This is a genomic window from Candidatus Omnitrophota bacterium (genome assembly GCA_028715965.1).
GTDB lineage: Bacteria > Omnitrophota > Gorgyraeia > Tantalellales > Tantalellaceae > JAQUQS01.
In genome coordinates, this window is record JAQUQS010000003.1 from 100,169 (window position 1) to 125,382 (window position 25,214).

Here is a 25,214-nt window from a genome sequence, read left to right on the forward strand (position 1 = left end):
GTTGGTACCCACAGAACAGTATATATAGCATACCAATCGCCGCCTTTTTTTGCAACACGATAGTGAATACGGCGATATATGGGTTAAGCGGCCTTGAGCAGGTCTTGCATAGCGGAATGGAGTTCCAGTAGTTTTTCCACAGGCATACGCGCCATAGGAGGTATAGCCAGGGATATGGCCAGGTTGATCCTGGTTGACGAGTCATCATAGACCATGTTCTTCAGTGTCTTTTCGGTTATACCTATACTGCCGTCGGATAGAACAGCGTACAGGTCCCTCAAACGCGAAAGCATGCGGGTATCCTCTATTACCTTGTTCATTTCTTCTTCTTCAAGCGCGCTTACACCCCGGCCTCTTCTTTTCGCTATCACAAGAGCGGCCTTGGACAGGCCGATCATAAGCGCGGCTTCAAAATTCCTGAAAACGACCTGCTTGTTATTAATTCCGGTCAGTCCGTCCATAGCTACCGGGAACTCTCCAGGCCCAAGCTCCATACCACTATCCCTCATCCACTCAAGCCAGGCCTTCGACAAAATAGGTATTTCTATGGCATTCTCCGCCTGGTCGGCGTTAAGCTTCCCGTTCATTATGGCGTCCGCGTCTATATCCTGGCCGAAAAGTACCGAAAGCTCACGTATCCTGCCCTTCAAGAGGAATCTCACTTCTTCCTCGGACGCGCCGTTCCTTATCTCCGTAAGCAGACTTTCGGGCATGGTCTTCATGTCCACGGGATAAGGTTGCCTGAAACTGAACCGGACATTCTCCAGGTCCCGGCATAAGAGCATCAAATGCGCCCACGTTGTTATGTTCGCCTCCATATCCCGCCGGTCCAGCCCTGATATAAGGGAAAGGTCCACTACAATATGCACCGGAGCCATCTTTCCCGGCATGGAAGGATCATCAAAAACAGCCTCGAGATGTCTCTTAAGCCCGGTAAACGCCATGATCGCCGCGACATGGGACCGTTGTACATTGTCCCGCGCTTCACTGACCCTCCGAGCAAGCTCACCGGCGGCCGCTTCTCCGGCCTCACCGATAACCCTGATCATACCAAGCGCGTGCTGGTAGACCGCGTCCTTAAGCCTGTCCGGGTCGTCCACGCTCATTTCGATCATGTTCACGTTCATTTCCCCGCCGAAATATGCCGCCGCAAAATATTTTAACGCTTCGTTCTGGACAGCCTTGTTCTCCTCCCCAGCAAGATCTAAGACCTTTATCAGGTTATCTATCCTGGCATCGACCCCGTGTCTCAGAAAGCGTTCGTTCTCGCCCGCTATCTCCCAAAAATCCCCCAAGTCAGTGATATTGCCGAGCATATCCGTGTTTATCATTGATCCATGGGTACTCTCCATAATGTTATTGTTCACCAGTCTGCGCATGTTGCGTCCGTAATTACGGCACATCTCCCTGAAATATTCCTCCAGGGAACCGAATCCTAATTCATCCAACGCGTCATTAAACTCTTTCTTCTTAGGCGCTCCATCCGTATCAAAGAAGGACGAAAGGCGTCTGTAATCCCCCACAGGCACACGCAGGGTAATTACATACGGCGCTTCCAGCGTCATATTCGCGAGCGTCCACCTGGTCAGGCTGCCACCGTCATTAAGCACCGATATCTCGCGCGGGATGGTCGTACCGTACTCATCTCCAAGCCCCACGGGGTTCCTTGTAGCCAGCTGGTGCCACCAATCCAGGAATATCCCGGGTTTACCCACGTATTCATCTATCACGGTCGCCGGAAAGCTTGAGTTTATATTATGTTTTTCATATGACGGCGTTCCCGCGTTCTTGAACTCCAGCCCGAACACGTGCCGGCTTTCCTCCCCTCCGGACCTGAGGTCGTCCGTGGTCCTTATGATCCTTTCTCCACTACTCGTCCTGGAGGTCACTACCGTATACGGTATGGGAAGAAGCATGGACCTTCCCGCTATCCCCAGCGCGGGCATCTCGAAGGGCTTATCGTCCTTACCATATACCCTGCGTAACCCATATCTTTCATATACTTCCTGGTCGGTAAGCGGCCTGACATACGCGATGGTCGGAGCGCCTTCGACTTTGGCGTAAAAAGGACCTGTCGTCAGGACAAGCGCCCCGTTATCCCCGTTGATGATCGAACTCAAATGTCCAGGGAATTCCACGCCGACCGGAATATCCCACTTGGCCCCTTCTTTTACGTAAACTTGCGCCATTATCGGCGTGAATTTCTTGCCTACCGTAAGGTACCTTGTTTTACCGGTATCTTTATCGACACTTATGCTGCTTGCCGACACTGCGGCTGATACTTCCTTTCCAGCTTCTTCCTTGAGGGCATAGAACGCGTCCGTCGCGGCAAGAGGAGTGAACTCCATCCTCCCGGATGGCGCCGCCGGCCCGACAGCGGCCTTTTCCGATCTTTTCGCCTCCATCATCTTCAAGAGAACGTAATTAGCTACCGTTCCCGGGGTTATCTCTCGTACGGTCTCTATTTTTTCCGCGCTATGCTCATCGGAAAAATCCTTATGGGCTTTCTCCAGCACTTCCGGGTCCACTTGCTCAACAAGGGACAGGTACCTGTCCATGTTACGCTGGCTCCATACCCGCCATATGCGCGGGTCCAGGCTCTTTATCTTTGCGGCCTGCCGCGGGTCCAGTATGGCAGCGGAAATACCGCCGACAAGCTCTATCGACGCGCGCATATCGCCATCGCTATCCCGGTAGGTGGTCGCCCCTATCGTATCGTAATATCCAATGAGCCCCGCGCCGCCCAAAGCGGCTATCAGCACATCCTCGCGCCTTATATATCGCTTGGCCCACAGGATAAGATAATGCGTCTTTATTATGAAGTTCCCCAGTCCGCGACCGCGGTTGTCCTGGTAGTTCCTGACGCCGTAGCTTCCCCTTTCCGCCCGGGCTACCTCCCTTAATTCATTCCCATCCGGCCCTATCTCAACCATGGCAATGTCACTGTTCTCCTCTATCCTGAACTCATATTCGACCCGATCCGGCCCAGTCCCGCTGACCCATTTTGTGCTTCTTTTCTCGCCCAGAAGGTCCCACATATCGAATTCATACACCTCGGACAGATAGAACATATCAGCGATATGTTCGGGTTTCATATATTCTTCCATCCTGTCAGGACCTCGCCCCCACATATCCGACCCCTTACCCTCGAACTGTCCGGCAAGCTTGCGGTATTTGTAATAGAATGTGTTGAGCCGGGAAAACCCTTCTTCGTCCAATTTGATATTCCTCTCCACAAGTCCCCGGATACGCGCTATCTCTATATTGTCCACCACCTCCCGAATGGTGGTCTCAAGTGTCTTTCCGCTCGAATCCAGCACAACGGCGTTCTTCGGCCGGCGTGACGGCATATGTTCTCGATGTTCGTCAAGCTCATCCCTACGCGCGATGCTCCCGGCTACTGCCTCGACCATTCTCCCGAAACGTTCTTCCTCGGAGACGCTCTCCGCTATACGCGCGTACTCACCAGGCGTAGTTCCTATAACATTGCAATAAGAGGCTTCAAGGCCTTCCTTTTTCACCATCTGGCGTGTCCTGCGTTCCGCGCGCTCCTCGGGACTGGCGGTCATGTATATTTTTATATCAGCATCCGGGGCGATCTCTATTCCCGTGGTCCTCCCCTCAAGCACCACAGAGACCCCACGCGCCCGAAGCGTGTCTATCATTTCCCTTATCTTCCTGACGGCGAACCATCGTATCTCGGGTATGGCCGAGACAAAAGGCACGTTGCCGGAAATATCCTCGGAATAGAATATCTCCGTGATCTCTTGTTCTCCATAAAAAGAACGCGTAGTCCCTTCCGTTTCTTCCATGCGGAACTTCGCCATGTCGATATTCTCCGCTATCTTGCGAAGTTCCTCCTTAGTGGACCGGTCCATATCTTTTTTTATATCCAACCCTTCCTTAAGGGCAAGCCATGTTATAAGCCGGTATATCTTTCCGGCCGAAAAGAACACCGCCCCCAGCATTTTTGCCGCTTCGGACGCGGATGAGGATTTCCCCGTCCCCGATGGGCCATCTATCGTCGCTACAAAACTATCGTTAAGTATGGGTTGTTTAGCGTAGATCGGGCCAGTCCTGACATCCGGATATTTCCTCAGATCCAGGTGGGCTCTCCTGATATACTCCCCGGTGTCGAGCCTTACTTCTCCCTTTATCGTGCCCGGACCGAACATCCCGCTCCATATATTCTCGCCATTGTAGGTCAGGAACGTCGTAGTTAATCTCCATCGATTTTCCTTATCAATATCGCGCGAAAGCTCCGTCACGAGTTCCCGCAGGAGATTACGCCCGACACCACGCCCTCTTTCCTGCCTCATGACATAATGAAAGTAGATCTTATACCCGGTACGACCGACCTTCCCGTACGAGACGAACCCCAGTATCGGCCCACCCAGCTCACGTATGATTATCATATCGTCACGTGACCGGTCTATCCCGTCGTCATAATCCACCACGACATCCGGCACATCATCCCTGTAAGCCTTTATAGCCCCGTCTATCATCTCCCTGCGTTTACCTTCATCCTTTATCCTGGCGGTATATATGATCTCCGCCTTAGGCGCCTTGCGGGCCCTGGCTATCTCCATGGGCATTATCTTTAAATATTCATCTTGGACAGGTTCCGCGGCGGCAACGTCTTCCGCATCCGCCGGTTCTATATTGATGCGGGTCTCATCCTTCTGGATATCCTGTATACTGCGGCAAGTGGAAGATATCTTCAGTTTTTTACCCTTGTACGGCCCCCTGACCACGGTAACAGCCACTACAGTACGGCCATCTTCTTTCCATACCCCTCCCGGCAGCACTTCCATAAGACGCGCTTTACCGTCTATCCGGCTGTACCATTTATCAAGTTCGGCGTTGATCTCGTGGAAAGGCATCTCTCCATCCCTTAGGGCCATGGCCAGTATAAGAGCCGTCTCGATACGCAGCGCTTCGGCGTTCTCGCGTCCTACATGATCTGTAACAGGTTTGAATATGGATTGTACCTGGAGGGTCTCCGACGGATCCATGTTATCATAACGCGGCAATGCGGCAAATACGGTATCGTTGGACAGGAACAGGCATATGACCAAAGATGAAATTATCCGTTTCATCTTTGGGGTAAATGCCGCTCTTTTGTCCCATGGTCCGCGTGTCATAACGGTCTTCTTCTGGTCCCTTTCCCGTCCCGGCCGGGGCATATCCACCCAATTTGGGGAAGGATGGAACATGCCCTTTTCCCGGGATACAACAACATAAAAAAAGCCGGATCGCCTATCTAGGCAATTCGGCTTTCTGGAATAAACATATCACGTTTATCTAGACCCCAAATTTTGCGCCCCCATGTCACCACGAGTTTGCCTTTATCTAGATGGTGTTATTATAATACATAGCGTGTGTTAGCTCAATATAAAGTGAGGTGGGTTTTTCATCCCTAACATGCGAACTTGTTTAAAAGTTATAGTTTTTGACTATTATGCCTTCTGCATGACGAATATGTTAGGTATACTATAGGTACCATGTTTCAATAACGTTATCCGACAGGATGTTATCTTATGCTTTTTCCTGGGTTCCCTAAAGATTATGAGACCTCGTTCCTGGATTTCTACCGGAACCAGACCTTCCTGCAATACAGGTTCTCCCTGGCCGCGGCTATATTCCTGTATTGCATAGTCGGCATCCTGGACTACTGGGTGGTCCCTGAGATAGTCATGAAGACCTTGACCATGCGTTTTCTCATCGTAGCGCCCTTTTGTTCTATTGTGCTCATAACCAGCTTTTATGTTAAGAAGGATAAATTCCTGCAACTGGCCGGCGCGGCGATAGTAACACTGGCCGGCGTTCTTGTAGTCTGGATGATAGCGCTGGCCCGGGGGACAGAGAACCACCCATATTACGCGGGGCTTCTTACCGTCATTTTCTACGGTTATGGTGTCGTGAGGCTGCGTTTCATATATTCCTGTATCCCCGGATGGATCATAATGTTGTCATATATCATAGCTTTTTGGACCGGGGCCATAATCCTGTCCCCGCAGGTGTTCTATACTAACGCCTCGTTCCTGTTGATAGGCAACGTTATCGGGATGCTTATCAGTTATTTTCTCGAGCGCGGTATGAGGACCGAGTACCGCCAACTGATGGACCTGGAAAAAATGAACAAGGAACTGGAAGAGGTCTCCCTTACCGACAGCTTAACGAACGTGGCCAACAGAAGATGTTTCGACAAGAGGTTCTCCGAAGAATGGCACCGGGCGTTCAGGGAAAAGAAAGAACTCTCCCTCATCCTTCTGGACGTGGACCATTTTAAGGAATACAACGACAACGAGGGTCATAAGGCCGGTGACAAATGTCTATCGACGATAGCCTTTTACATAAAAAGGAACATTAACCGGCCCGGGGATTTTGTCGCGCGGTACGGCGGGGAGGAATTCATCATAGTATTACCCGGCACACCGGAGTGGGGCGCGCACTTTATAGCCGAGAAGATAAGGAAAGATATCGAGTCTCTCGGTCTCTCGTATATGTCAGACGGCAAGATACGCAAGGTCACCATAAGCCTGGGTGTTTTTTCCCGGGTGCCAAGCGAAGAGCATACCTCTCGCCTTTTCTTCGTTTCCGTGGACAAAGCTCTTTATTCCGCGAAGAACAGCGGCAGGAACAATACTGTGGTAGGCTAGACCTACACCGGCATGCTATCCCGGTCATACTTTCAAAGTGGCAGTATCGAGGAGCGCGTACGGGGCTTTACGGAAATATAGTACCTTTTAGATATTTACGGGCATGCAAAAGTTTCTTCAATTCCTTGCGAACAGCGTTATAATACGTTTTCCACAACATAAGGCTTGGCGTCCTGAACTCCTTGTAGTCCGCGTCCACATATTCCTCGTCCTCAAGCACCATCTTGCCATTGACATTTTCGTAAAAAAGTATACCCGGGGTCTTGTCCAGGCTGAATTCCCGCGATAGTCTTTTCGATGTATCCTTGTCGGGTTTTCCCTCATTTGTGGTCTGCACCCTTATAAAGATCAGTTCGTCCGCGTATTCCGGCGCGACATATTTGAGAAGCGACGCCACTCTTTGGGATTCAGGATCGACATTGGAGTAAAAGAACGCCACAAGAGGCATGTCTGTTTTTCTCTTTTCGTTCACTACCTTCCAATAGGACCCTTCAGGGACCATAGATACGGGGGTCCCGTCGAGCATTTCGTCCACCGGCAGGCTAACGATCTGGCGGACATCCTTCATGTCCACTTTGTTATCCTGGGCGTAAGTCCCCATGGCCAGGACACACATAAAGATCGTGATAATAAACAAGAATTCTACATGCCGGCTATGCTTCCGACCCATGGATCCTCCCCCCGTGACAATGGACACGACCTACCACGAACCACCTGATAGATACAGTTTACCCTCTTTCCCTGGATTTTCAACATTATCGTTCATTATGCACTTCGTATTTTATTTTTGCGATATGCACCGTTAAGTGTATACTTTTTAAAAAGACCTGAATGGACCAACTGATGGCAAAAACAATTACATACGACTTCGCGATAAACTGGAACTCCCCTTATGATAGTTTTTTCGCGCGCGCGCTTAAGGAAAAATGTCTGTCTTCGGGGATCTCTTTCCTGTGGATCCATTATTTCAACCGGGAAAAGATACTTCACCGGCTCAACAACGACCGTTTACGGCTGAAATGTCTAATGGATACCGAGGCTACGTACGAGGACCCGGATGATATCTACTCAAAGATATGTTATGCCGCCAAGGATTCCGGAGGATTCGTTTTCAACGACCCCGACTCCACGCAACTCGCGATAGACAAGGCCTACATGTACCATCGCCTGGTACGCGAGAACATCCCCGTGCCATATACCGTCATAATACGAAAATGGGACCCGAAAAAATACACTTTAACACAGAAAGATAAAGAAAAGCTTGGGGTCCCGTTCATTATCAAGCCCGCGCGTGGATACGCCCAGAAAGGGCTGGTACGGAACGCTACCGGCTCGGCCTATCAAATAAGAAAAGCCCGTTCTTTCGATCCCGATGATTCTTTCCTGCTCCAGGAAAAGGTCATCCCGGCCAGCCTGGACGGCAAACGCGCGTGGTTCCGCGTACTTAAGGTCTTCGACAAGATAATATTATTCTGGTGGGATGACACTACATGCGTCTACCGAAAGGCGGTCCCAGGCGAAATAAAAAAATACGGCCTATCGGCCCTGGTCGAAATGACGGCCCTGTTGGGAGACATCACAGGCATGACATGGTTCTCTACGGAATTCGCCGGCGTCAGAGAACGGGACAAGCTGGAATTCGTATCGATCGACCCCATAAACGACCAGTGCGATCTCACGCCTCGATCCGAAAAACCTAACGGTGTCCCCGACAATGTGGTCCTGTCAGTCGCAGATCACATACTCAAGAACATAAAAAAGATCACCCACGCGTGATCCACGTGAAAGCCCAAGCCTTCACATCCCCGTTCCCGGGATCTTTTGTTTGTTGGCTTCTTTCCTTTGTCTGCGGGCAAGTTCGCCGACAACGCTATCAGGGGACAGATCTTCCGCCTTGCTATAATGCTTCACGGCCTTATGGATACATTTAGCTCTTTTAGTCCCCTCTTTCCCCCGGCAACTCACCGCTTTCTTGAACCAAGCGTCTCCCAGAAAGAACTGGGCCTTGGGCTTATCTGGCGTCATCCTCAACGCTTTCTGGTAAGCTTTTATCGCCTTGTCGAATTTGCCCTTTATGAGATAGCTTTGCCCTAACAGCATATATTGCGTGGGGTATTTCAGGTCATCGTTATTTTTAAGAATGTCATCCCCCATCATGATCCCCTCAGTCCATGGCTTTTATGTCATTATTTGCCCATACCGCCCATTTGCCAGACCCATATTTTTCTATAAGCCCTTTCAAGACAGTTTTAGCTTCAGTTTTTTGGCCGGCCTTCTCATAGCTCTTCCCGAGGTAATACATGGCCACTTCCGTCATAGCGCTTTCCGGGCATTCCTCTACCGCTTTTTTGAAACTTTCAATAGCCTCATCATATTTTTCCCTTTTATATTCCCTCTTGCCTTCATCATAAAGCTTCATCGAGTCCTTTATCGTCAACGCCAGACACGTTCCCTGCGCGAAAAAGACCGCAACAACAAGAACGGCCGTCACTATACCCGTAATATATCGTTTTTTTCTCATTTTCCCTCCTTTTGGTGTTCTCCCCGTTAACCTGGCACCCGAAACACATCTGAAAATAAAAAAGCCGAAGTCATCGTCTCAGCGAACTTCGGCTCCTGTAAGAACCAAAATCCACTTCAGCTTCTATATTTTGTATATTGGCTTAAGTGTCTTTGGTTATTTCCACCACAAATTTGATATATTGCCTATATATCCTTCTCTTCCTTTTATGACCTGATCTAGACCCGTATCGTTAAGTATACCCATATTTTTATATTAACAGATATAGCCACCATGTCAAGCACGGACAACGCCCAACCTCTTGTCAGGCTATCTTAAGGGCTCCTACGGGGCATACCCTCTCGCATCCTCGAAGCCTGTCACATTGGAGTTCATCCCTAACCCCGCATTTCCCGCTGGTACGGTCTATATAAAGTATCTTCGTCGGGCACAGGTCCACACACGCCCCACAACCGATACATTTATCTTCGTCGATCATTACTATTTTACGCACGGCCATACCTCCGTGACCAGAACACGCGGTCCACTCCGGACATTTCCCGCGCGAACAGCATTATCATGTTTTTCGCGCGGCTATCATCCAAATACACGCGTTATCATACCTCTTGACCCGATAGCCTCTTTTTTCCAGCCACTCACTTGCGTCTTCCGGCCCCAATAGAGAACTCTCGTGTTTTCGTCCTTCGGCCGCGTGCACATCTTCAATGATCCTGAGGCCCTTATCATTAAGATCCGAGATCATGAACAGACCTTCGGGAGACAACACTCTATCTATCTCGTTAAAAACACCGTCCAGGGCCGATATATGATGTAGCGCTTCGGCCATAAAAATGTTAACAAAGGAATGGTCCGGGAATTCCAGGGACCCGGCATCCATTTTATGAAGTTCTACTTTGCCATTAAGCCCCTCATGCGCCAGATTGAGGACGGTGGTCCTGAGCATAACCTCGTTATTATCTATCGAGGTTATATCATATCCTTTCCTCGCCAGGCAAAGCGCCATCATTCCTCTGCCTGAGCCTATATCCAGTATCTTGCCGCTCAACGGCCCGGCTTTCTCCAGTACTAATTCCTTGTTCCAAAGAAAATCCAGGCCTTTCCCCCGGTAAAGCGCATATCTCGCTTCAAAAACCTTTCGCGCTGCTTCTATCTCCGCGTCGGTCAACCGCGCCATGTACCTCATAACTATCATCCTTCCCGGACCATGCTTCTATCCCGCCCCTATCGACGTAACGGCCTCCCAAGCCTCCCTGATAGCCCGGGTAGTCACGTTCTCGGCATATTCGATTATGGTCTTCCCCTCTACCATGGCCTTCACAACGTCCTCATCGAACCCGATCCTGGCTATCACATCTATTTTCTCACCACAGCAATAAGCTCGTATATCGTCGGCCATGCGTTCGTTCAGGTCATATTTATTTATTATGAACATGACGGGCACGTTGAAATGTCTTGCCATGGCGACCACACGCTTCGCGTCATGTAACCCCGACAGAGTAGGCTCCGTGACCACAATAGCCGCGTTCGCTCCGGAAAGGGACGCGATCACCGGGCACCCGATGCCGGGAGAACCATCCACTATGACCCATTCATGCCCATCTTTTTCAGCGATCTCTTTTGCTTTGCCCTTGACCAGGCTTACAAGCTTACCCGAGTTCTCTTCGGCTATGCCCAACCTGGCATGGACCATAGGACCAAACCTCGTATCCGAGACGAACCACTCGCCCGTTACGTTCTCTTTCATCTCAATGGCTTTTTCCGGGCAGATAAAAGAACAGAAAGCGCATCCTTCGCACGAAATGGGGTCGACCTTAAAATCGGCAGTTACTGCCCTAAACCTGCATATGCCCCGGCACAAACCGCATTTCACGCATTTCTCCGGGTTTATCTCCGCGGTTTTCCCGCTCTTGAACATGCCATTCTGCCTTGTTGCCGGATCAAGCAATAGATGAAGGTCGGCCGCGTCAACATCACAATCCACCATGACCTTGCTCCGCGCGATAGCGGCAAAAGACGCGGTTATGACGGTCTTCCCAGTACCCCCTTTTCCACTTATGACAACTACCTGCTTCATCTCGACATCTCTTCCTCAAGTTTTTTCACCAAACCGGCGAATTCGTCCCTATACTCAGGGAACGCTTCCACAATGGATATCCCCCTGGAATATTCAGCCGCTATCTCTTTACTGAACGGGATCTTCATGAGCACAGGTATCCCCTCTTGCGCGCAATATTCCTCCGTTCTTTCGTCACCCAAACCATGGCGGTTTATGACCACACCGAACGGTATGTCCATTTTCTTTATGACTTCCACGGTCAGCCTGAGGTCGTGTAGACCGAAAGGCGTGGGTTCTGTGACCAATACACAGGCATCAGACCCGTGTATGGCCGTTATAACAGGGCAAGTGGTCCCCGGCGGAGCATCGACAATGACCGTCCTCCCCTTATTAAGCTTGTGCTTCACGGCCCGTATCACGGGAGGCGACATGGCTTCACCTATATTCATCCTGCCATGCACGAATTCGAGCTCTCCACGATACCCGACCTCGACAACGCCAACCTTTCTTTTCTCTTCTTTGATGGCGTTCTCGGGGCAAAAATACCTGCATGACCCGCAACCGTGGCAGAGTTCCCGGAACACAAGTGCCCTGCCCGCGGTTCTACCTGAACCAGGAAGAACTGCTATGGCATTATACGCGCATACTTCAGCGCATCTGCCGCATAACGTACATATATCCTCATCGATCCTGGGCACATAAATGAACACATCTTCCGTTCTTTTTATATCAGGTTTGATAAAAATATGGGCGTTGGGTTCCTCCGCGTCGCAATCCAAAAGCTGCACCGGTCCCGGGAGGGATAGGGCCAAGGCCGTACTTACCGTGGTCTTCCCTGTTCCGCCCTTACCGCTGGCGACGGATATTATCATTGTCCTTCCTCTTTTTGCGTACCGAAATGCGGCTCCACACTGGGACCGGCGGATGTCTTCGTTCTTCCGGCCTTATAAGCGCCTATAGCGTCCTCTACGGTCCCGGAAACCCCCGTTATCACCTCTATGCCCGAAGCGGACAATGTTTGAAAAGCGTTGGGACCCACATTACCGGTAAGCACAGCCTTTACTTTCTGTTGGGCCATATACTGTCCGGCCCTTATACCCACGCCTCCAGTTCCGTCCCTGTCGCTGTTCTCGACAAATTCTTTTTCACCCGACTCGGTATCAAATATCAAAAAATACCCGCATCTTCCGAACCTGGGGTCTACACGCGAATCCAGGCTGTCTTTTTCCGCCGTGATACATATCCTCATTTTCCTCTCCTCGCTTCAATGCCCGTCACCATGATCACATACCGTTTTATCCAATCCGTATCCCTTTCCCGCTCCGGGCTTACAGGAACTGTCCCCTCCATGGAGCTTACCCTTTGCCATTTCTAGCATAACTTCATCGATCGCCCCGTTCACTCCTACAATTACCTGTATACCTCTCTCGGAAAAAAGTTGTATGGCCCTCTGCCCCATACCTCCGGCAATTATGCATTCAACGCCTTTTCCGCCCAGGAATTCCGGGAGAAACCCCGGATGATGCCCCGGGTTCGATATCACTTCTTTAACGCCAACCTTGCCTTCTTGTATATCAACTATCGTGAACGAAGGACATCGGCCGAAATGCTCGGATACGACCTCTCCGTCCGTGGAAATAGCGATCTTCATGTCTTCCCCCATTCTTCTGTCTATTACTGTTCGTCGCTCTTTTCCAGTTCGGCTATACGCGCGCGGATATCCCCGAGCTGCGCTTCAAGCGCCTCCGCTTCCGCCTTGAGCATGCCCTTTTCCTCCCGGGCCGTCACATGTCCGGCTGGATACCCATAATATCCGGCCCTCTGCCATCCCGTAAGTCCTGTCGCGTAGTATCGATTCCTCCGCCCGCGACCACCGCGGCCTCTTATTCCCATTCCTCCGCCCGCGACCACCGGACGATCTGAAGGCATTACGCAATAGCCCCTGCCCCCGCCTGTCATCGGCCCCACACCAGCGGGACCCGTTCCGTCAAAACCTGGCATAGTACTCACCTCCTCTTTCCATCTTTATCCTTACACTTATCGCAAAGACCGTAAAACTGTATAAGATGGCCTTTTATCTCAAACCTGTATTTTTTCGAAAGACCTTTTTCCGCCCGTTCCAGGAACTCTATCTCATCATCGACGAATTCCGAATAATCTATCACCCTCCTGCACCCTGTACACACAAGATGATGATGATGTTTTGTTCCCGCCCCATTAACGGATTCATAACGCGCCCGTCCGTCCCCAAAATCGAACTTTGACAATAACCCCATGTCTGTAAGGACCTCCAGCGTCCTGTAAACAGTGGTAAGCCCTATCTGAGGACACATCTCGTGGACTTTCATATATATGTCTTCCGCGCTCAAATGCCCGGGCGTACACTGCAATACATCTATTATCGCTTTACGCGGAGCGGTGAACCTGTACCCGCACCCCCTGAACCTATGGCCCCAATTCTCCCCGCATCTTCCCGCTCTTCCCGCTCTTCCCTGCATATATTGCCTTCCTTGTTTATTGAAAATGGTTTTCATTATCAATTATACCTGACAAAACTGTTTTAGTCAATAAAAAACCGACCGATCTATATCAATACCGGTAAACAACAGATCTTGGAAAAAGTACTGAAGGAATATGCTATACAGCCGCGCGAGCGCGTTCCCGACAGTACTCTAGCGGACCGACTCGGTAACGCCCCTCTTTTATCAGAAGACTACATATGACATCGCCTTTTTAAGGATCCTTGTCTGCCTGCCCAGGTCCTCGATCGAGCGTATCTTAAGCCCACACTTACGCGCCTCCCGTATCTTCTCGACCGTTACCTCCCCAAATCCCGGCACGCGAAGAAGCCTGGACACCTCGTCCCGGTTAACATCCACGGGGAAGAACTCGGGATGCGCTTTAGCCCAGGCCTCCTTGGGATCGCACTCGAGAGAGAGCTTCCCCCCGGATCCGAACGGTATTTCGTCGGCGGTAAAACCGTATTTGCGCATAAGCCAGTCAACCTGGTAAAGCCTGTGCTCCCGCGTCAACAGATCGGCGTTGCTTCCGCCCGACACCTCTCCCGGAAGGTCCGACGCGCCCGCTCCGCGCTGGTACGCGCTAAAATACACTCGACAAAGACCCAGGTTCCTGTAAAGCCCCCATGACGCCTTGACTATTTCCTCGTCCGTATCGGAAGCCGCGCCGACAACGAATTGTGTCGTCTGTTTTACCCGCGAGAACTCTCCTCCTCTGGCTGTAAGACGGCTAATAAGCTTCAAGGGACGCACTATATCATTCTTAAAATCCTTTGTCGTACTGAGTTCCCGGAACCTGGCCGCCGTAGCGGTCTCAACATTTATCGACACCGCCGTAGCGAGGGACAGGCTCCGGCGCACAGCCGCGTCTGACGCCCCGGGTATGATCTTCAGGTGTATATATCCCCTGAATCCACTACGTCGCAGGGCCCCGGCGGTCCTGTTGATGCCATCCATCACAGCGTCGGGCTTTCCTCCTACACCGCTTGACAGGAAAAGTCCGCTCACCTTGCGCGCCCTGTAATATGAAAGGAACGTCCGGGCCAGTTCTTCCGGAACGAGGCCGCACCTGGGGACATCTCTACCCGCCCTTAGAGGACAGTACTTGCAATTATTAACGCATTCGTTGGAAAGGAGCGTTTTGAACAAAAATGTCCGTCGCCCGTCGGGGAACGTGACCGGATATATCCACTTATCGGTCTCTGAACGTTTACGATGTTCGTCCTGTCGCGTAGCGCACGCGCAAGCCAGGTCATATCGCGAATCCCTTGAAAGGACCCTGAGCTTCTCATTCGTATCCATCGTTTTCTTTATCATCACCATACAGGCCCTCTTACGCCCCCCGCAGGTCTCTCACCATTTCGTCTTCAGTCACCCCTGATCGCCTATTACTCGAACATTTTCACGGCCCAGGTATACATAGCTAATATAACTAACCACCACACATAGTGGGCTATAACCCGAAGGGTTATTGAAAGGCCGGATATACACCGGAGATACGACAACCTTACCATGTCCTGTTTTTTCGTCGTATGATGAGCGATGTGGCGTGAGCGAGTTCCGCAGACCAAGGGCTGACCGAAAGTCGAGGACTGTTTGAGCTGTAGCCACATCCCGGATCATACTTCTTATCTATAATAGATAAGATCTTTTACAGGTTTAGCTGGGGCTGAACCTGCCCTCTTAAAACAAAAAACCTTCGGCGGATCGCTAACCCGCCGAAGGTTTTACTTTTTTACCGTCCAGGTTCCCCCTTCGAACTCAGGACCTTCCAGCAATGTCTATCAAAGTTTACCCCTGAACAGCTCCTTTGTCAAATACCGTTGCCATGCCAGTGAGTTACTTTACGGAAACTATCTTTACCTCGAACAAGAGGTCTTTACCCGCCAACGGATGGTTAAAATCTATGACCACGACATCATCCCTGACCTCCGATATCCTTACGGGCACCACCCCGCCATCCTGCTGCTCGGCCTGGAGCATTATACCGGCCGCGGGTTCCATGCCCTCGGGAAGCCTCGAACGCGGTATTTCCCGGAAAGCCTCGCCCCTGATCTCCCCATACGCTTCCGCCGAAGGGACCGTAATCTTTCTCTCTTCGCCCGTCCTCATACCTTCCATCCTTTTGGTAAGCCCCGGGATAAGCCCGCTTTCCCCCTGAACATACTCAAGCGGCTCCTTGCCCCTGGAAGTATCGACCACCTCTCCATCAACAGTCAAGGTATAATCGAACGTTACCGTTCTCCCTTTTTCCACCGTCATATCTCCCCCTTCCGCGTTGGCGCATCCATAGATGCTGCTTATAGTGATAACTACCGATAGCAGGCGTATCAAGCGCCCCATACATATCCTCCACTCATCGACAAAAAAAAAGACCGCAAGTCCAGATGTCTCGAACCTGCGGTCCTGTGTATCCAAGCTTTCCTGCCGGCGCCCGCTAACACCGCGCCACGTCCTTTATTCCATGCTACACCCGGCCGTAACGATTGTCAAACGTTTTGCGGCCGCGTACCGGTATCAGAACAGGAACACCGCGGCGGCAAGCACCGTAGTAAAACTCCCGTCGCTGTTTATTACAGCCGTTTGCGTTATACTGTTCGCCCGGACTATCTTATCGCTCAGCTGGTAGATCTTCTTATTCTCGTCCCACGATTTCTCCTCGTCGAACTCAAGCCCCAGGGTGGAAGCAAGCATGGCCGTCGCGAGATCCTCCGCGTAATCACCAGCCGTCTTTTCGTTCTGTCCATACGAATGATGTTCACTCAGGTATCCATAAGCGTTGGCGTCGGCGGGGACCGCGCACCCTACACTCGCGGCTACGAGCCTGTGTGGCTCGTTCGAAGAACATCTGGCCATGACCGTGAACGTTATCATCCCTGCCTGAAGCTCTTTTATCCCTTCGTTCCTGGAAACCACCTGGCACGACGGTGGAAGTATGCTGGATACCGTTACGAGGTTACATCTTTCTATCCCCGCGTCACGGAGCGCCAGCTCAAAACTCCTGAGTTCCGCCTTATGCGTACCTACACCTTTGGTAAAGAAAACCCTTTTTGGAACAAACTCATCTTTTCTGGTTAAGATGGACATTTTCCTCCTTAAGATTTAATGATACGCTCATCGTCAGCTCACATTGTGCATATTTTACAACAAAAGACGCGTAGGGGAAGTATTTTTATCGTTTTTTTTCATTTCGCGATCTTATCGTGGGTCCGCGCGCCTCCCGTTCCGCTCATACTACCGTCAAGAACGACCATATTCGCCGATCAGGCTTCCGGCAAGAACAGCCACACACCCGGGATGAAGAGATGGCATGTCCGGCGCCTTTCCTCCTCAAGATAAATGTTCCCTCTATAGGCTATCCCTGCTATAATGATTAATGTTATCACGGCCACTATCCATGTCCACACGGACTTTTCCGCAACATGCTTGTGATAATGACCTTAAAACCCACACACAGAAAAGGCGGTGTTCGATATGAGGACCGGAGAACTTGCTGAACTTATCGGAGGGGTCGTTGACGGGGATGGCCAGATCGACATAACGGGCTTGGGCGGCATCGATAAGGCACGCGAAGGTGACCTTACTTTCGCCATGAACGAGACTCTTCTTTCTAAGGCCGAAAAGAGCGGGGCATCATGCGTCCTGACCGGGAAGGACATGCGCAGGTCTTCTAAAACCCTTATTCGCGTAAGCAATCCAAAACTTTCGTTCCTTATCATCTACAACACGTTCAACACTCCTAAGGACAGAGAATCGTTCATACACCCTCTCGCGAATGTAGCCAAATCGGCCGAGCTTGGCAAGAACGTCTGGATCGATTCCGGAGCGTCAGTGGGAGAAAAGGTCAAGATAGGCGATCATGTGATAATCGAAAGTAACGCCAGTATAAAAAAGAATTGTGAAATAGGTTCGTTCTGCCACATCCACCCGAATGTCTCTATTTATGAGAATTCCGTACTAGGCAAGAACGTAACACTGCATAGTGGCGCCACTATAGGCGCGGACGGGTTCGGCTATGTAAAAGATAACGGCAAGATATACAAATTCCCGCAACTTGGGGCCGTTATCATAGAGGATAATGTCGAGATAGGCGCGGGCACGACCGTGGACAGGGGCTCACTGGGTGACACCGTGATAGGCGCGAACTCTAAGATCGACAACCTCTGCCAGATAGCCCACAACGTCAGGATCGGCAGGAACTTCCTCATGGCCGCCCAATGCGGTATATCCGGCAGCACCGTTATAGGGGACGATGTGACCATCGGCGGACAGGTCGGGCTGTCCGACAACATAGTCATAGGGAACAATGTTACTGTCGGGGCCAAAAGCGCCGTTATAAAGGATGTCCCCGACGATTCAATAGTATGGGGCATCCCGGCAAGGCCGATAAGCCAGACAAAACGCCAAATGGCAGTCCTGTCGTGGCTATCCAAGAATTTCAAGCTTCTGAAGAAAATGTCGGACTGACCCTGTTCCTCAAAGAAAAGGATTATCCCCGAGTAACCTGGTGAGCTTCCATTCCCCTTTTTCTTTCTTAAAAACAAAAGTAGAAACGCCCTCGGTCATTACTGAATTCCCGGCATCCTTGTCCTGAACGGTCTTCTGCCACTTGAACCCTAAGGCGATCGTATCCCCTTCACGAGAAACTTTGTCCATGAAATGATCCATTCCAAGCACTATGGAATCATAATATGACTCCGCGACGCTATTGGCCAATTGCATACGGTCCGGGGCATAATCATTGGAAACGACAGCAAGGAACCCGGAAATGGTAAAATTTTCGTAGGCATCGATGACTCTGGACACAAGCTCCTCTCCGAGCTCTCTGTCGACGGCGCTTATGTCCTTCCCCTCAACGGGCGCGCCCATGCTCATGGCCGTAACGGAGAACATGATCAGCGTAACGATAGACATGGCAAGTACTTTTGTCCTGGTCATAAAGCGCCTCCTAAAAGTTGGTGGCAATCTTGATTATATATCTGTCTTCGGTATAACTCTGCGTGCCGTCCTCGTGGCGGTACATGTTATCCTCGAACCTGAACGTTAATCTTGTAGCGCGTTTTTTGTCTATAGTAAAGACGAGTTCAGCATAATTCCTTGTGTTCGTAAGATTACTGGCCGGGCCCGACCCGTCGAACTCGTGAACATTATTGGACGCCCGGAACACACATCTATCGCTTATATCGTAGTTCACGCTAAAAGCGTTATTGAAGGTGACATCCGGGTTGCTATCGGTCTTGACCGACCTGAAATCGGTGGAAATATCATCGGACACATATAACCGTCTTCCGAAAAGCTTGAACTCTACGCCAAAGTTGACAAGTATGCGGTTGAACAGTTCCGTCCCCGAACCGTTATTGGCTATATCCAGGTATTCTCTGTATTCATATCCGAACCCATAGTTCATCTTGCCGCCATCGAGCGTATCGTTCACCGCGAAACCAAAAGTGTTCGTCTGGGATTCCAATGTATTATACCTGTCATCCGAGTCCCGGTTAAGCAGGTTGACATAGGGTCTTATTGAGAATTCGGGCTTCCCCTTCAACGGCCTTATATGCGCCGACATATATTTCTCGTCGTTCGTGGTCCTTTTCGCCTGTTTGCTCCCGGGAAGATGGTCCCAGTAATAGTTCTGGACCAGTGAAATGCTCAGGCCCGGCAATATCTTCCAATCAAAACTTACCTGGTGTTGCTCTTTATCCGGCATGGCCGATCCCGCGTCCGTATAGAATTTAGGGGTTACGTAATAGTACAGGTATTTTACGCGTGCGTCCTTAATCTTGAGTTCGGGTTGCAGCCTGAACGCGGAACCGTACTGCGTATCACATAAAGGATCCCTTTCGTTGTACCTGTACGCACTCTGCGCGACCTCATAGGCCACCTTGAAGTCTTTTACCGGGGACATCTCCCCGTCGATACTCCCGACGGTATTGTTCATATCGATCGCGGACGTATCCTGGTCTATGCTGCCCTTATCGTCCTGGGAGGTGACCGCCTGTACTCCTAGGCTGAAAAAAGGGAAACCGTAATTATTGCGGAACACATACTCGGCCATGCCGCCTACAACATTCCTCTGGTACATGTTACTGGAAGGATCCGCCTGGCTCTTTCTGCCGGCCACGAACCTGTATGTTTGTCCTTTTTCATGTGCTATCTTTACATTGAGGCCCTCCAGGCTCTGTCCCAGGACGAATTGGCTGAAATCGCCATAGAAGTCGCCGAACTGCACCATGTTGTCCTTATTAAATACCCGCAGGTCCAGCTGTTTAAGCCTTACGTCTTTCCGGCTTTCTATGCGGTGGTCGTCCGTTTTTCTGAAGAATGTCTGCCCTTCGAAACTATAATCATCCCATAGCTTTTCCTGGATGTTCAGGTTAAGCTCCGTCACGGAAAACCCTCCCTCTTTGAGGAAAGACTTGTCTTTGTTCCCATAAACGTTATTGGCGTTAAACTCCTGGGATATGGTCCCGCTTATGCGCCCCGACCTGTCCGGCCCGTATTCTCCGTATGATCCAAAGTCAAAAAGGTCCTTGACCCGATCCTGTACGGTGAATGACGCGTTCTTGGCGTCACCGTTCCCTCCCTGGTTCCCTCCAAGATAATAAACCTCCGCGGCATATGACCACGGTACCGCTAACATCAAAGATAACCCAAAGGAAACCGCGCTTATCTTGCTTATACCCTTCAACTTCACACCTCTTTCTTATGTTAAATACCCGCCCCTGCCTGAATATGCCTGTATCGCGGATACATATCCTTTAATTTGTGGCTATGTTCCTGCTGCCATCCGTCTGGATGGCATAATCAAAAGTAACGGTCGAGCTCACGCCCACGTTGTCCGTATAATTCGTTATACGCACCTTGCCGTAATATCCCTCCGACGTACGTATAAGGTACACTTTCCCCGGCAAGGGATTGACCGTTCCGGCATCTACCACATCCGGGGCCGTCGTAAGCTCTCCGTAGGTATATGTGGCGGTAACGTCCTGTATCCTTGCCCCGTTCTGTGACCAGAACTGGTCCGCGTATTCGAGATCTATGTCGGCGTTGGGGTTCCCACCCTGGCCGGGCGCTACGTCGGGATTACCGGCGGTGAAGTCAAAACCCCTCGCCCCGGCCGGCCCGCCGGGAACACAAGTGACAGTACCCTGCCGCGTGCTTATAGGCGCGCCTCCAGAGGATAATCCGCCGTTTTCTTCGGTATCACCCGCGCCAGGCTGCACCGGGTTGCGTGAGTTCCTGGCTTCCGTTATCTGCTCTACCACGCTCTGGCTGAGCCCGCTGGCCTCGGCTATTTCGGGCGAAAGCGTGGCGTAAATAAGGTTCCCCCGCAAGTTATACAGTTTCATTTTCCCGTCCTCGAACACGAACACCATTACGGTATTCCCGGACGTCCTCTGCTGCTGGCCCGTTTTATATACTACTTGGGACTTGTTCCATTTCGTCTCGACCGAGAAATAATCCCTTCCTTTCTCTATGCGATTGATGAAGATGCTGAGGCGTATATCATTGAACATATCGAAATCGAACCTTAGCCCCTCCTCGAGGAAAGTCTTGTTACCGAGAAAATCTTTCGATATATACGGCGCGAAGATAGCCAGGCTTTCCCGCTCATAAGCCTCGGCAAGTTTTGTAACGGTTTCCACTATGAGCTGGGTATAATCCATGTCCTTGTAAACAAGTGTCTGCCCCGGCGCCAGGAGGTCGAGGGTTATATCGTCTGACGAATTCATTTTAAGCCTTATGACCGGAGAATACGGCCTGTTCGCGAACGGCCTGAACCTGTACTTGAAATGTCCCTCGAGCGGGAGTTCTCTCCATGCCTCACCGTCTTCCGCCGCGAGTATCACGCGTACATCATGGAGGTTATCAATATATCCCTCAACCTCTATTTCGCCGTCCATGAGGTCGTTGTTCATAAGCGTCACCTCGCCGGAAGTCCTCGGCAGAACAACCGTATTCACCCGTACACCGCCCACATTATAGCCCAGGGACTTGTAATAATCGTCTTCTTCCTTTTTGCGTCTCTCTTCTTCCTGCCTTGCCAGCTCTTCCATCTTTTTTTTGTTCTCTTGACTCTGGGCTTCCTCCAACTTCTTTTTGGCAGTCTCCATGGCCTTCTGGCCCTGGACAGAAACAACCTTGTATATACCGTGTTTCCCCGGGGCCGGGGAAGCGTAGAAAGAAAGCCACTTGTCGAATATCGGGCTATCCTTGGCAAGTTCCTCCATTATCACATTATACTCGTATACGGCTTTATTGTACTCACCCTCGCTGAACGCTTTTTCTATCCTGTCATTTGCGTCTTTTATTTTCGGCAGGAGTACAAGGAAATCGTTTATCGTGTCCGTCATCTTATAAGTCGTGTTCTCTATGAACCTGTTGATGGACTGGTTATCGGTCCCCGTCCAGTACATATAGCTCATCCATTCGGTACCGAATTTATCGACCTCATTCTTGATACCTTCATCCGGAAAGTTGTTGGCAAAATCGTACATGAACGCTATCCCCGGTTTTCCCGCGTATTCGGTCAGTACTTTTCTCCTCATTTTTTCGGCTAGTGCCTCCAATCTGGCTGATTTGGCGGCTTTGTCATACAGGCTGATCAATGCGTCCCTTTTCTCCCCCAAATAAGCCCCGACTTCATCGGCCGTCCTGCCTTCGGCGAACATCTTTTTTGTCTCGCCCTGCAGTCTCCAGACCATATCACCGGAACTATATTCGTCCCTCGATATCTTCATCCCCACGCCCTTACACTCGTCAATGACCTGCTTCCTTAACCCCTGCGCCTCACGAAGCGAATTGAGCGCCCCCTGAGAATCAGTAACAAAGGACTTGGCGGCATCAAGAGCGAGTGACTTCTTCCGATTGAACTCATTCTCAAGATTATTCACGTTCTTCTCCGCGTTCTCTATGCTCACGTTCATCATGCCGATCATCTTTGGGTTTTTGACCTCCACCGACGCGATACGTTTCATAAGCGGTGCCGCGATACCTTCTCCATTCCCGCCGAGGCTCGCGATCTGCCCCAACAGGCTTCCTATATCGTTCCTGGCGCTTTCCCCCAGGTCGGAATACTCGCTCATGGAACGGTCTAATATGCTTATCGTGAACTCGCAATATTTCGCGATCCTGCCCAGGATCTTCGCTTCGTTCCTGAGTTTGGTCACATCCATACCCATTATCTCGCTCTCGGTATAAACGCTCACCGAGGGATAGTTCGGACTGGGGGACAGCATCCTGAGCCCGCTAGTATCACTCGTCGCCATTTCCTCCATTCTGCGGTCTATCTCATTACACCGCTGCGAGTATGACTGTACGGTCGAGGAAAGCTGGGCCAAAAGCTGTCTTTTTATCCGTTCGGCCTCTTCAGCGCTGCTTACAATTATCGGGGCAACCGACTTAACCGGCACTTGTGCCATGTTCTGTATTTCCGACCTAAGCGCTTTTTCTTTCTCCTCGGCCTCTTCCTGCGAGGCCTTATTGATACGCTCCTGGAGTTCTTTTATGCGATCGCTGAGCCTCTGGACCTCGGCATTAAGTTCGGGGAAGACATTCTCGACCTCGTTGTTGGCTTGGTCGAGCTTCTTGCGCAACGCTATCATTTTATCCTGCGCCTTCTTTATCTCCTCGAGCACCATTTGGAATTTACGGTATATGGCCCCCGTATCCCCCAGCTTGTCCCCCTGTTTCAGGGCCTCGTCCTTTACCTCATCCAGATCCATTCCAAGCGTTTCGTTTATTTTTTCAAGTTCCGGCAGCGTTCTCACAGCTTCATCGCTCAGACCTTTTATGGCCACGTCATAAGGCGTGCTGTATTCTTTCTGCAAACTGTCAGAGTGCAGCTCCAACCGGCAGGAAAGCAGTATCATCATGACGGCTTTACGATAAAAACCCATCACGAGGTTTATCTTGCCGTATGTCTCGATACCCAGCGCTATGGTCGACTTGACAAGATTCTTCTGCAGGATATCCCTCATCTTCGCGTCAAGCTGTCTTAATTCCACCGCGGCCTTTGATATCTCCTCCACTGTCTTGGGATAATCTTCCAGGAACTTTTTAGCGCGCGCGTGATCTTCGCCTATTACGTCAAGATGCCTCTGGGCCTCTCTTATCTCATCCTTGAGGAAATCCATATTCTCGGCATGAACGTTCCAGACAAGAATACTGGAGATCATAATGGATAAAGTAACCACTTTTTTGAACATGTGATTCTCCTTCATGTAAGGTATGTTCTTGATACGTTGTATTCCCTGATCCACACGGTTAAATGACACCAGGATTATACAATATTGGTTTGATTTTTTGAAGCGTTTTGTTAAGAAATAATTAAGATTTAAGAATTTAGACGTTGATGGATACTTTTCGTGATACGATCAGAGCAAACCGACTACGCCCATGTTTTGCTTGTATATTTAGGGCGGGATCAACACTTACCTGTGGTGGGTTCTCTTCCTGGCCTCGCCGGTCTTCACATGCGTATCCCTGTATCTTTTCTGGCAGGTATCTATCTCTTTGCTAACATCAATATCGTACTGCATGCCAAGCTCTTTGTACTTGAATTCCGCGGTACGAAAATAATCCTCGGCGTGTTCATACATCCTCTGTGCCTTCCCGGCTCGGCCGTGGTATGCCCTATCTCCGCGTTCGGAGTCCCTCAAACCCTTCTGGTAACTTTCATAAGCATCTGAAAGCCTCGGGTCCCTGCACATATCAATATCGCCGTCCGCGCGTGAGATCACCGCGCTAAATAACGAACCTATTATGCATATGGTCACGATATATCCCGGCATCTTTTTCATGACACACCTCCCCCGCACATGTAATCGCAAGAACGGGAACAGCCGCTCACGCCGGCCGTTCCCGACCGTTACTCCACGATACGACAAAGAACTACGCTCGCTATTTCTTATTAAGCTCGGCCATGTAAGCGTTCATCCTGTCGGTCAAGGCCTTTATCGAAGAACTGAGCGCGCTTATCTCGTTCTTGATCGCGCCGGCGTCCTTGCCCATCATCTCAGCTATAGGTATAGCCTTGAGCTTAGCCTGTAACTTTTCCAGTTCAGGCTTTTTTGCTTCTATGGCCTTCTTATATTGGGTGACCATATCCTGGAGCTGTTTAGCGTCCATTTGTTTCGCTTCCTGTTTTACCTCGGCTATAGGTTTATCCTCACTGACATTCGAAGCACACCCGGCCGAGATGAGACCTGCGACCAGAAAGCTGACCATGAGTAAGCGTCCTTTTATCATTCCTCCCCCTTTTCCCCTCCCTGTTCCAATTATAATCCTCTCAGTCATAAATCGGAACTGATTTATACTGATTTTTACAACAGAGTCCATTCTTCCTCGGAAGTTAAAATACCCATTGACATCGGGTTTTTTAGATGCTACACTTTCGCGAGATACCTGAAATGCCTGTTTTTGTTCCTTTTTAATATTTTATTCCGCTCTACCGT

Annotated in this window: 23 protein-coding genes and 1 riboswitch; of the genes, 3 read left to right on the forward strand and 20 right to left on the reverse strand. The window is 50.4% G+C overall.

Annotated features, from left to right (window positions below; translation table 11 throughout):
* Positions 1–83 precede the first annotated feature (83 nt).
* Positions 84–5,216 carry a (d)CMP kinase gene (locus PHH49_02745; protein MDD5487867.1) on the reverse strand — a complete coding sequence of 1,711 codons (5,133 nt, stop codon included), beginning with the start codon at positions 5,214–5,216 and terminating at the stop codon, positions 84–86.
* Positions 5,217–5,263: 47 nt separating this feature from the next.
* Positions 5,264–5,357: riboswitch (cyclic di-GMP riboswitch) on the reverse strand.
* A 183-nt stretch (positions 5,358–5,540) separates the two neighbouring features.
* Between PHH49_02745 and PHH49_02750 the strand changes: the two genes are divergently transcribed.
* A complete protein-coding gene (locus PHH49_02750) occupies positions 5,541–6,662 on the forward strand; it encodes a GGDEF domain-containing protein (protein MDD5487868.1) in 1,122 nt (373 codons plus the stop codon).
* A 67-nt stretch (positions 6,663–6,729) separates the two neighbouring features.
* On the opposite strand, the gene PHH49_02755 is transcribed toward PHH49_02750, so the two are convergent.
* Complete coding sequence (locus PHH49_02755; protein ID MDD5487869.1) at positions 6,730–7,332, reverse strand: hypothetical protein; 603 nt, start codon at positions 7,330–7,332, stop codon at positions 6,730–6,732.
* A 173-nt stretch (positions 7,333–7,505) separates the two neighbouring features.
* Between PHH49_02755 and PHH49_02760 the strand changes: the two genes are divergently transcribed.
* On the forward strand, positions 7,506–8,438 hold the full coding sequence (locus PHH49_02760; GenBank protein ID MDD5487870.1) for a hypothetical protein: 933 nt from the start codon (positions 7,506–7,508) through the stop codon (positions 8,436–8,438).
* 21 nt (positions 8,439–8,459) lie between these two features.
* On the opposite strand, the gene PHH49_02765 is transcribed toward PHH49_02760, so the two are convergent.
* The 13 genes from PHH49_02765 to PHH49_02825 form a co-directional block, all read right to left on the reverse strand.
* On the reverse strand, positions 8,460–8,819 hold the full coding sequence (locus PHH49_02765; GenBank protein ID MDD5487871.1) for a tetratricopeptide repeat protein: 360 nt from the start codon (positions 8,817–8,819) through the stop codon (positions 8,460–8,462).
* A gap of 7 nt (positions 8,820–8,826) precedes the next feature.
* The gene (locus PHH49_02770; protein MDD5487872.1) at positions 8,827–9,183 is read right to left on the reverse strand and encodes a tetratricopeptide repeat protein; all 357 of its coding nucleotides are present in this window, start codon (positions 9,181–9,183) and stop codon (positions 8,827–8,829) included.
* Positions 9,184–9,487: 304 nt separating this feature from the next.
* Positions 9,488–9,676: a 4Fe-4S dicluster domain-containing protein gene (locus tag PHH49_02775; protein MDD5487873.1), complete on the reverse strand. Its 189-nt coding sequence runs from the start codon at positions 9,674–9,676 to the stop codon at positions 9,488–9,490.
* Between the two features lie 63 nt (positions 9,677–9,739).
* A complete protein-coding gene (locus PHH49_02780; GenBank protein ID MDD5487874.1) occupies positions 9,740–10,366 on the reverse strand; it encodes a class I SAM-dependent methyltransferase in 627 nt (208 codons plus the stop codon).
* Positions 10,367–10,393: 27 nt separating this feature from the next.
* Entirely contained in the window at positions 10,394–11,257 is an 864-nt protein-coding gene (locus PHH49_02785) for an ATP-binding protein (protein ID MDD5487875.1), read from the reverse strand.
* A complete protein-coding gene (locus tag PHH49_02790) occupies positions 11,254–12,111 on the reverse strand; it encodes an ATP-binding protein (GenBank protein MDD5487876.1) in 858 nt (285 codons plus the stop codon). The genes PHH49_02785 and PHH49_02790 overlap by 4 nt, the downstream gene beginning before the upstream one ends.
* Complete coding sequence (locus PHH49_02795; protein MDD5487877.1) at positions 12,108–12,488, reverse strand: NifB/NifX family molybdenum-iron cluster-binding protein; 381 nt, start codon at positions 12,486–12,488, stop codon at positions 12,108–12,110. The genes PHH49_02790 and PHH49_02795 overlap by 4 nt, the downstream gene beginning before the upstream one ends.
* 15 nt (positions 12,489–12,503) lie before the next feature.
* Positions 12,504–12,902, reverse strand: coding sequence for a NifB/NifX family molybdenum-iron cluster-binding protein (locus PHH49_02800; protein MDD5487878.1), 399 nt, complete (start codon positions 12,900–12,902; stop codon positions 12,504–12,506).
* An 11-nt stretch (positions 12,903–12,913) separates the two neighbouring features.
* Positions 12,914–13,240: a DUF5320 domain-containing protein gene (locus PHH49_02805; GenBank protein MDD5487879.1), complete on the reverse strand. Its 327-nt coding sequence runs from the start codon at positions 13,238–13,240 to the stop codon at positions 12,914–12,916.
* A 5-nt stretch (positions 13,241–13,245) separates the two neighbouring features.
* The gene (locus PHH49_02810) at positions 13,246–13,737 is read right to left on the reverse strand and encodes a Fur family transcriptional regulator (GenBank protein MDD5487880.1); all 492 of its coding nucleotides are present in this window, start codon (positions 13,735–13,737) and stop codon (positions 13,246–13,248) included.
* A 207-nt stretch (positions 13,738–13,944) separates the two neighbouring features.
* On the reverse strand, positions 13,945–15,081 hold the full coding sequence (locus PHH49_02815) for a radical SAM protein (protein ID MDD5487881.1): 1,137 nt from the start codon (positions 15,079–15,081) through the stop codon (positions 13,945–13,947).
* A 516-nt stretch (positions 15,082–15,597) separates the two neighbouring features.
* Positions 15,598–16,101: a peptidylprolyl isomerase gene (locus tag PHH49_02820; protein ID MDD5487882.1), complete on the reverse strand. Its 504-nt coding sequence runs from the start codon at positions 16,099–16,101 to the stop codon at positions 15,598–15,600.
* A 174-nt stretch (positions 16,102–16,275) separates the two neighbouring features.
* Positions 16,276–16,845, reverse strand: coding sequence for an arginine decarboxylase, pyruvoyl-dependent (locus tag PHH49_02825; GenBank protein ID MDD5487883.1), 570 nt, complete (start codon positions 16,843–16,845; stop codon positions 16,276–16,278).
* Between the two features lie 387 nt (positions 16,846–17,232).
* Here PHH49_02825 and lpxD point away from each other — a divergent pair, with 387 nt between their 5' ends.
* Positions 17,233–18,225, forward strand: a complete 993-nt coding sequence (gene lpxD / locus PHH49_02830; protein MDD5487884.1) for a UDP-3-O-(3-hydroxymyristoyl)glucosamine N-acyltransferase — start codon at positions 17,233–17,235, stop codon at positions 18,223–18,225.
* A 9-nt stretch (positions 18,226–18,234) separates the two neighbouring features.
* On the opposite strand, the gene PHH49_02835 is transcribed toward lpxD, so the two are convergent.
* From PHH49_02835 to PHH49_02855, 5 genes are all read right to left on the reverse strand, one after another.
* The gene (locus tag PHH49_02835) at positions 18,235–18,696 is read right to left on the reverse strand and encodes a hypothetical protein (GenBank protein ID MDD5487885.1); all 462 of its coding nucleotides are present in this window, start codon (positions 18,694–18,696) and stop codon (positions 18,235–18,237) included.
* Between the two features lie 10 nt (positions 18,697–18,706).
* A complete protein-coding gene (locus tag PHH49_02840) occupies positions 18,707–20,452 on the reverse strand; it encodes a hypothetical protein (protein MDD5487886.1) in 1,746 nt (581 codons plus the stop codon).
* A 64-nt stretch (positions 20,453–20,516) separates the two neighbouring features.
* On the reverse strand, positions 20,517–23,966 hold the full coding sequence (locus PHH49_02845) for a hypothetical protein (protein ID MDD5487887.1): 3,450 nt from the start codon (positions 23,964–23,966) through the stop codon (positions 20,517–20,519).
* A gap of 225 nt (positions 23,967–24,191) precedes the next feature.
* Entirely contained in the window at positions 24,192–24,560 is a 369-nt protein-coding gene (locus tag PHH49_02850; protein ID MDD5487888.1) for a hypothetical protein, read from the reverse strand.
* Between the two features lie 100 nt (positions 24,561–24,660).
* Positions 24,661–25,008, reverse strand: coding sequence for a hypothetical protein (locus PHH49_02855; protein MDD5487889.1), 348 nt, complete (start codon positions 25,006–25,008; stop codon positions 24,661–24,663).
* Between the last annotated feature and the right edge of the window lie 206 nt (positions 25,009–25,214).